This window comes from Stenotrophomonas geniculata ATCC 19374 = JCM 13324, from assembly GCF_001431625.1.
Taxonomy (GTDB): Bacteria; Pseudomonadota; Gammaproteobacteria; order Xanthomonadales; family Xanthomonadaceae; genus Stenotrophomonas; species Stenotrophomonas geniculata.
Window position 1 is genome coordinate 37,032 of record NZ_LLXT01000098.1, and the last position, 7,877, is coordinate 44,908.

A 7,877-nucleotide genomic window follows, 5' to 3' on the forward strand; every position below is an offset into this window, starting at 1 on the left:
GCCCATGCTCGGCTGCTTTTATGTAGAGTCGAGCCAAGCCCCTATCCCGAGTCGAGCGGCGGGCTCCGCGCGCATTGCGATGCGTTACGTTCAATGGCGCCCACGGTCAATGGTGGCGCGGCTCGGCTCTACATAAACAGGATGCGGAGGCACGATGCACGACGTCGACCTGCTGGTGATCGGTGGCGGCATCAACGGCGCCGGCATCGCCCGTGATGCCAGCGGCCGCGGCCTGCGCGTGCTGCTGTGCGAACAGCACGACCTGGCCGCGCATACCTCCAGTGCCAGCAGCAAACTGGTCCACGGCGGCCTGCGTTACCTGGAACAGGGCGAGCTGGGCCTGGTGCGCAAGGCGCTGGGCGAACGTGAGGTGGTACGCCGGCAGGCGCCCCATCTGGTCCATCCATTGCGCTTCGTACTGCCGTGGGAACCCCACCTGCGCCCACGCTGGATGCTGCGCATGGGACTGTGGCTGTACGACCACCTGGGCCGGCGCAGCCCGGCATTTCCCGCCTCGCACGCCCTGGACCTTCAGCGTGATCCGCTCGGCCCTTGGCTCTCTCCGGACCTGCGGCAGGCCTTCAGCTACGCCGACGCGCAGGTGGATGACGCGCGCCTGGTGCTGCTCAACGCCCTGGACGCTGCCCAACGTGGCGCGCAGGTACATGTGCGCAGCCGCTGCATCGAGCTGCGCCCTGTACAGGGCCATTGGCAGGCCATGCTGGAATCCGCCGATGGACAGCAGCATGTGACCGCGCGCGCCGTCGCCAATGCGGCCGGCCCATGGGCCGGCGGCCTGCTGGAGCAGATGGAGGCACGCAGCGGCGGCCCCGCGCTGCGGCTGGTACAAGGCAGCCACATCGTGCTGCGCCGTCCCTGGCCCGATGACAGTGCCTGCCTGCTGCAGCAGCCCGATGGCCGCGTGGTGTTCCTGCTGCCGTTCGCCCACGATCATCTGCTGGTCGGCACCACTGACACCGACTACCGCGGTGACCCGGCGCGCTGCGGCGTACTGCCCTCTGAGGTGAGCTACCTGTGCGCGGCCGCCAACCGTTATCTGCGCGAGCCGATCACTGCGCAAGACGTGGTCTGGCAGTTCGCCGGTGTGCGCCCACTACTGGCCGATCCGGACCCGCGTGCGGCAAAGCTGAGCCGAGACTACCGCCTTCAGCTGCAGTCCGACCCGGCGCCGGCGCTGCATGTGCTGGGCGGCAAGCTGACCACCTACCGGGTGCTGGCCGAAGAAGCGCTGAACCTGCTGCGGTCAGCTCTGCCACAGATGGGACCGGCCTGGACGGCAGGTGGAGACCCGCTGCCGGGCAGCGACTGGGGTGACGCCGCACAGGCGCGCTCCCGCCTGCAGGCGCTGGCACCGTGGTTGCCCGAGGAAATCGCACGCCGCTGGGCCGGCGCCTACGGCAGCCGCAGCGCGGAGCTGCTGCATGGCCTGCAGGGTGTGAACGATCTTGGCGAGGACTTTGGCGGCGGCCTGCATGCGCGGGAAGTCGCCTTCCTGCGTGAGCACGAATGGGCCCTGGATGCCGAGGACGTGCTGTGGCGGCGGAGCAAGCTGGGGTTGCGGCTGGATGCGGCGCAGGCGGCGCGGCTGCAGGCGTGGATGGGGGGGCGGATCCCTTTCCCACGGAACGGGCTCTGACCTCCCGTGTTGCCACGTGTGCCAACCAGGGTTGGCAGCTACCAGGGCGTCCGCGCGCGACGCGATCGATGCATTAGGATCTCCCCATCGCTACCGGAGACGCTGCATGACGCCCCGCTACGTGCTGGCCATCGACCAGGGCACCACCAGTTCGCGCGCGATCCTGTTCGACCGTGCCGGCGACATCGTCGGCAGTGCGCAGCGCGAGTTCGCGCAGATCTTCCCGCAGCCCGGCTGGGTCGAGCATGACCCGCGCGAGATCCTCACGAGCGTCTATGCCACGCTGACCGAACTGCTCAGCCGCGGGCAGATCGACCCGCGCCATATCGCCGCACTGGGCATCACCAACCAGCGCGAAACCACCGTGGTCTGGGACCGTGCCACCGGCCAGCCGATCCACAATGCCATCGTCTGGCAGTCGCGGCAGAGCCACGCCATCTGCGAGCGGCTGAAGTCCGACGGGCATGAAGCGCTGATCCGCGAGCGTACCGGTCTACTGATCGACGCCTATTTCTCCGCCACCAAGGTGCGTTGGATACTTGACCATGTGGAGGGCGCGCAGCAGCGCGCCGAACGCGGCGAGCTGCTGTTCGGCACCATCGACAGCTGGCTGGTGTGGAACCTCAGTGGCGGCCAGGCGCACGTGACCGATTACAGCAATGCCGCGCGCACCCTGCTGTTCAACATCCACACGCTGGACTGGGATGACGACCTGCTGGCGCTGCTGGACATCCCGCGCGCGATGCTGCCTCAGGTGCGCGATTCCAGTTCGGTGTATGCGCACACCCGGCCGCAGTTCTTCTTCGACCACCCGATCCCGATCGCCGGCATCGCCGGTGACCAGCAGGCGGCGTTGTTCGGCCAGGCCTGCTTCCAGCCGGGCATGGTCAAGAACACCTATGGCACCGGCTGCTTCATGCTGATGCACACCGGCACGCAGGCGGTGCGTTCGCGCAACGGCCTGCTGACCACCATCGCCTGGGGCCTGGATGGCCGCGTGGAATATGCGCTGGAAGGTTCGATCTTCATCGCCGGCTCGGTGGTGCAGTGGCTGCGCGACGGCCTGCGGATGATCGAGCGCGCCAGTGACAGCCAGGCGCTGGCCGCGCAGGTGCCCGACAGCAGCGGCGTCTATCTGGTTCCCGCCTTCGTCGGCCTGGGGGCGCCGTACTGGCGCAGTGATGTGCGCGGTGCGATGTTCGGCCTGACCCGTGGCACCCGCAAGGCGCACTTCGTGCGCGCGGCGCTGGAAGCGATGGCCTACCAGACCCGCGACGTGCTCGATGCGATGCAGTCCGATGCCGGTATCGCGCTGACCGAACTGCGCGCCGATGGCGGCGCGATCGGCAACGACTTCCTGGCCGGCTTCCAGGCCGACATCCTCGGCGTGCCACTGCTGCGGCCGCGGTTGACCGAGACCACCGCGCTGGGCGCGGCCTACCTGGCCGGTCTGGCAGTGGGGTTCTGGTCCAGCCGCGAACAGATCGCCGCGCAATGGGGCCTGGACCGGCGCTTCGAGCCACAGATGGACGTGGCCCGGCGTGAAAAACTGTATGCAGGATGGCAGCAGGCCGTTGCCGCCACCCTCGCCTTCCACGTCGACTGACTTTGTAGAGCCGAGCCATGCTCGGCTGCCGTTGGTGGGGTGCCGCAAAAAAGCAGAGCCGAGCATGGGCTCGGCTCTACAGGGACATTGGCGCCGGCAATCAGAACGCCGGCAGCACCGCGCCCTTGTACTTGGTCTCGATGAAGGCCTTCACCTGCGGGCTGGTCAGGGCCTTTGCCAGCTTCTGCACGCGGGCGTCGTCCTTGTTGTCCGGGCGCGCGACCAGGAAGTTCACGTACGGCGAGTCCTTGCTCTCGATCGCCAGTGCATCCTTGGTCGGGTTGAGGCCGGCGTCCAGCGCGTAGTTGGTGTTGATCAGGGCCAGGTCGACCTGGTCCAGCACGCGCGGCAGCATCGCCGAGTCCAGCTCGCGGAACTTCAGGTTCTTCGGATTGGCGGTGATGTCACGCAGGGTCGACAGCGCGTTGGTCGGATCCTTCAGCTCGATCACGCCGGCCTTGTGCAGCAGGATCAGCGCACGGCTGTTGTTGCTCGGGTCGTTCGGGATCACCACGTCGGCGCCTTCGCGCAGCTCGGCCAGCGACTTGATCTTGCGCGAGTACGCACCGAACGGCTCGATGTGCACGCCGATCACCTTCACCAGATCGGTCTTGCGGTCGCGGTTGTAGGCGTCCAGGTAAGGCTCGGTCTGGAAGTAGTTGGCGTCCACCTGCTTCTGCACCAGCTGGTCGTTGGGCTGCACGTAGTCGTTGAATACGCGCACGTCCAGATCCACGCCTTCCTGCTTGAGGATCGGCTTGACCACTTCAAGGATCTCGGCATGCGGCACGGCCGTGGCGGCCACCACCAGCTTCTGCGAGGGCTCGCCGGACGTGCCGCAGGCGGTCAGGGCCAGCGCAGCGGCGAGCAGGGGCAGCAACAGGGTCTTCTTCATGGGCGGGAGGGTTCTCGGGGGGGAGTGTCAGGAGTTGTCGTAGTTGCTCAGGGCGAGCTCAAGCAGCGCCTTGGCCTGCTCGCGCAGCATCACCGGTTCGACGATCTCGGCATCCGAGCCGTAGTGCAGCACGTCCATCAGCAGCTCGCGCGAGACACTGTACGGCACCTTCAGTTCATAGCGGCCGTCGGCCAGGAAGCGGCCCTGCTGCTTGGAATGCCAGTGCTCGTCGGCCACCCAGCGCGCGGCCTTGGCGCTGAACAGGATGGTCGCCCAGCCCTTCGGCGCGCCGGAGAAGATGCCGTAGCTGGCCCCCAGCTGCTCGTCCAGTTCGCTGTCGGCCACGTCGCGGGCGGTGCTGTCGATCACCCGCGCCTTGTGGATGCGATCCACGGCAAAGCTGCGCAGCGCCTCGCGGTCATGGTCCCAGGCATCCAGGTACCAGTTGTCGCGGTAGTGGGTCAGGCGCTGCGGCGAAACGGTGCGCTTGGTCGGCTCGTCGGTGGAGCGGGCGCGGTACTCGAACGCCAGCTGGCGGCGCTCCAGCACCGCCGAAGCCACGCTGCGGAAGCTGCCTTCATCGAACTTGCGGCCACGGTGCGGAATTACCCGCACGCGGTCCACCGGCCAGCTGGAAACACCAGCCTGGGCTGCCAGCAGGCTCTCGATGCGCTGCTGCAGAGGTGCCAGCACCGAGGACAGCACGCCGCCGCCGGTCCGCGCCAGCAGGTGCTGCGAGGCCAGCAGGGCATGCAGTTCCTCCGAGCTCAGCCACAGGCCGGGCAGCTCGAAGCGGTCGCTCTCGTCGGCCTGGTAACGGAAGCCGGCCTCGCCGTCGCCCTCGATCGGTGCCATCAGCGCGTCGCGCAGGAAGGCCAGATCGCGGTAGACGGTGGCACGGGAGCAACCGAGCTTGTCCTGCAGGGTCGCCACCGTCACCGGATAGCGTGCGGACTTGAGCAGACGATGCAGGGCGGTGATGCGTTCGTATCGGTCCATACCCCCGATTATGTCCGAGTCGCGGGTCTTGTGTGGGACGTTTGGGCTATCGTGGTCGCCCCCCACCCCTCTGGAACACCCGATGCGCCGGTTGCCTGCCCTGTCCCTGCTGGCCTGCCTGCTGCTGGCCGCCTGTGATCGCGCGCCCGCGCCGGCCAGCACCGACGCGCCCGTGCCTGCGGCGGATCCGGCGCAGGCGGTACTGGGCGCCAGCCAGCGCTTCTCGGCCCTGCGCAGCTTCCACGCCGAACTGGAGGTGCTGGGTGCACCGCAGCCGGTGCGCAGCGCCATGGACTTCGTCGCCCCCGACCGCTTCCGGGTGCAGACCCCGGCCGGTCCGCAGACGATCATCGGCGACACTATGTTCCTGCAGGCCGACGACGCGATCCGGCAGGTGCCGACCCCACCGGGCCTGCTCGAGCAATGGCGCAACCCGCTGCCGGCCGATGCCCTGCCCGCCGATCTGCAGGCCGAAGACCTGGGCAGCCAGTCGCTGGACGGGGTCGAGACGCGTCACTACCGCCTGCGTGGCGCGCAGCCCGGCGAACGCCTGGAGTACTGGGTGGACGCGCAGGGCCTGCCGCGGCAGATCGTCCGCAGCGGCAGCAGCAATGGCCGCAGCTTCCAGCTGCGCCTGCGCTATTCGCGCTTCAACGACCCGGCATTGCGCGTCGATCTGCCCTGAATAGGCGATCGCGGCAACGTCTGCTGAAGAAACCGTTTGGATCGATTCGGACCGCCATCACGCTTCCAGTATCATCACCGGCTGTCAACCGCTTCGGAGAAGCCCCGATGTCCCTGCGCGTGTCCCTGCTGATCCCCCTGCTGCTGTGCGCACCGCTCGCATATGCGCAGGATGCCTCCGAACTGGCGGCGATGTCCTCGCCGTGGAGCGGCAGTGGCGGCGAGCTCGGCTTCGCTTCGGCACGCGGCAACAGCAGCACCGAGAGCTTCAACGGCCGCCTGCGCCTGCGCTACACCGATGGCGACTGGGTGCACAGCATGGACCTGGCCGGCCTGCGTTCCAGCTCCAAGGTGATCGAGACCCGCGACGACGGCTCCACCAGCCGCCGCAACAACACCACCGCCAACCGCTACACCGGCAGTGCCGGCAGCGCGCTGCAGCTGGGCGAGCACCGCCAGCTGACGGCCACGGTGCGTACCGAGCGCGATGACTTCGCCACCTACGACCGCCAGAGCTCGTTCGGTCTGGGTTACGGCACCCGCCTGTGGAACACCGAGCGTTTCTCGTTCGACGCACAGATCGGCCCCGGTGTGCGCCGCACCCACAGCACCGAGGACGACCGCACCCGCACCGGCATGATCGGCCGCGGCCTGTTCGACATGAAGTACTCGCTGACCGACAACACCGACCTGGTCAACACCCTGCTGGTCGAATCGGGTTCCTACAACACCTTCGGCCAGAACGACTTCGGGGTTTCGGTGAGCATGAACGAGCATCTGGCGCTGAAGGCCGGCTGGCAGGCGCGTTACAACAGTGACGTGGCCGAGGACAAGCGCAAGACCGATACGCTGACCACGATGAACGTGGTCTACAAGTTCAAATAAGCAGAACGGGCGCCGAGGGCGCCCGTTCTCTTTCGGTAGTGCCGGCCGCTGGCCGGCAACCGCATTCAATCAGGGCAAGAGGTTGCCGGCCAGCGGCCGGCACTACCTGCGATGGTTTAGACGTTCAGCAGTTCGCCGGCACCGGCATCCAGCAGCATGTTCGCCACGCGCCGGCCCAGCGCTTCCGGGGCATTGGCCGGGCCCACCGCCTCGGCACGCACCGCACGGCCATCGCTGGCGCTGCCAACCAGCCCCTGCAGGTGCAGGTCGTCGCCCTGCCACTGCGCGATGGCCGCAACCGGTACATGGCAACTGCCATGCAACGCACGGTTCATCGCCCGCTCGGCTTCCACGCAGGCACGCGTGGCCGTGTCATCAAGCGGGGCGAACAACGCCATCAGGCGCGCATTGCCGCCATCGCACTCCACTGCCACCGCGCCCTGCGCCGGGGCCGGCAGCCACTGCGGCGGTTGCAGGCGCGCGACGATGCGCCCGCCCAGGCCCAGACGCTCCAGGCCGGCCACGGCCAGCACGATGGCGTCGTAGCCGCCGTTGTCGAGCTTGGCCAGGCGGGTGTTGACGTTGCCGCGCAGGTCCAGCAGCTCCAGGTCCGGGCGCAGCGCGCGCAGCTGGGCCTGACGACGCAGCGACGAGGTACCGACCCGCGCGCCGATCGGCAGCGCGTCCAGCGAGGCGTACAGATTGGAGACGAAGCCATCGGCGGGATCGTGGCGGGTCAGCATTGCCGGCAACGCGAACGGCGCGTCCAGTTCCATCGGCACATCCTTCAGCGAATGCACGGCGCAGTCGGCCTCGCCACGCAGCATGGCCAGCTCCAGTTCCTTCAGGAACAGGCCCTTGCCACCAATCGCGGCCAGCGAACGGTCGAGCACCTCGTCGCCGCGGGTGCTCATCGGCACCAGTTCCACATGCAGGCCGGGGTGGGCCTGGCGCAGGCGGTCGGCGACGTGTTCGCTCTGCCAGAGGGCGAGCGGGCTCTTGCGGGTGGCGATGCGGACGGTTTCCATCCGGTCATTATCGCGCCTCCGGCGGGGATACGGCCAACGGCGGAGCCCCTCGTGGCTGGCGCGAACGGCTGGTTCATTGCGCTAGGCCGGGCGGGGGGGGTTCGCGGGGGACGCCGTAAACCC

Annotated in this window: 7 protein-coding genes; 4 read left to right on the forward strand and 3 right to left on the reverse strand. The window is 68.2% G+C overall.

What is annotated here, in order from left to right; genetic code table 11:
• The first annotated feature begins 154 nt into the window (after window positions 1-154).
• Entirely contained in the window at window positions 155-1,657 is a 1,503-nt protein-coding gene (gene glpD / locus ARC63_RS09440) for a glycerol-3-phosphate dehydrogenase (RefSeq protein ID WP_057503100.1), read from the forward strand.
• Between the two features lie 106 nt (window positions 1,658-1,763).
• Window positions 1,764-3,263 (forward strand): glycerol kinase GlpK, encoded by a 1,500-nt coding sequence (gene glpK / locus ARC63_RS09445; protein WP_049411058.1) that lies wholly within the window; start codon window positions 1,764-1,766, stop codon window positions 3,261-3,263.
• A gap of 100 nt (window positions 3,264-3,363) precedes the next feature.
• On the opposite strand, the gene ARC63_RS09450 is transcribed toward glpK, so the two are convergent.
• Entirely contained in the window at window positions 3,364-4,158 is a 795-nt protein-coding gene (locus ARC63_RS09450) for a MetQ/NlpA family ABC transporter substrate-binding protein (RefSeq protein WP_010481303.1), read from the reverse strand.
• 27 nt (window positions 4,159-4,185) lie between these two features.
• Window positions 4,186-5,157, reverse strand: a complete 972-nt coding sequence (locus ARC63_RS09455; RefSeq protein WP_010481302.1) for a helix-turn-helix transcriptional regulator — start codon at window positions 5,155-5,157, stop codon at window positions 4,186-4,188.
• 82 nt (window positions 5,158-5,239) lie between these two features.
• Between ARC63_RS09455 and ARC63_RS09460 the strand changes: the two genes are divergently transcribed.
• A complete protein-coding gene (locus tag ARC63_RS09460; protein ID WP_010481299.1) occupies window positions 5,240-5,842 on the forward strand; it encodes a LolA family protein in 603 nt (200 codons plus the stop codon).
• A gap of 107 nt (window positions 5,843-5,949) precedes the next feature.
• Complete coding sequence (locus ARC63_RS09465; protein WP_010481298.1) at window positions 5,950-6,726, forward strand: DUF481 domain-containing protein; 777 nt, start codon at window positions 5,950-5,952, stop codon at window positions 6,724-6,726.
• A gap of 116 nt (window positions 6,727-6,842) precedes the next feature.
• Here ARC63_RS09465 and hemC read toward each other — a convergent pair whose 3' ends face one another.
• Complete coding sequence (gene hemC, locus ARC63_RS09470) at window positions 6,843-7,754, reverse strand: hydroxymethylbilane synthase (protein WP_010481295.1); 912 nt, start codon at window positions 7,752-7,754, stop codon at window positions 6,843-6,845.
• Window positions 7,755-7,877: the final 123 nt, after the last annotated feature.

Coding starts and splice junctions, on each gene's coding strand:
- ARC63_RS09460 (WP_010481299.1), top strand. CDS start 5,240: ATGCGCCGGTTGCCTGCCCTGTCCCTGCTGGCCTGCCTGCTGCTGGCC.
- ARC63_RS09455 (WP_010481302.1), bottom strand. CDS start 5,157: ATGGACCGATACGAACGCATCACCGCCCTGCATCGTCTGCTCAAGTCC.
- ARC63_RS09450 (WP_010481303.1), bottom strand. CDS start 4,158: ATGAAGAAGACCCTGTTGCTGCCCCTGCTCGCCGCTGCGCTGGCCCTG.
- glpD (WP_057503100.1), top strand. CDS start 155: ATGCACGACGTCGACCTGCTGGTGATCGGTGGCGGCATCAACGGCGCC.
- hemC (WP_010481295.1), bottom strand. CDS start 7,754: ATGGAAACCGTCCGCATCGCCACCCGCAAGAGCCCGCTCGCCCTCTGG.
- ARC63_RS09465 (WP_010481298.1), top strand. CDS start 5,950: ATGTCCCTGCGCGTGTCCCTGCTGATCCCCCTGCTGCTGTGCGCACCG.
- glpK (WP_049411058.1), top strand. CDS start 1,764: ATGACGCCCCGCTACGTGCTGGCCATCGACCAGGGCACCACCAGTTCG.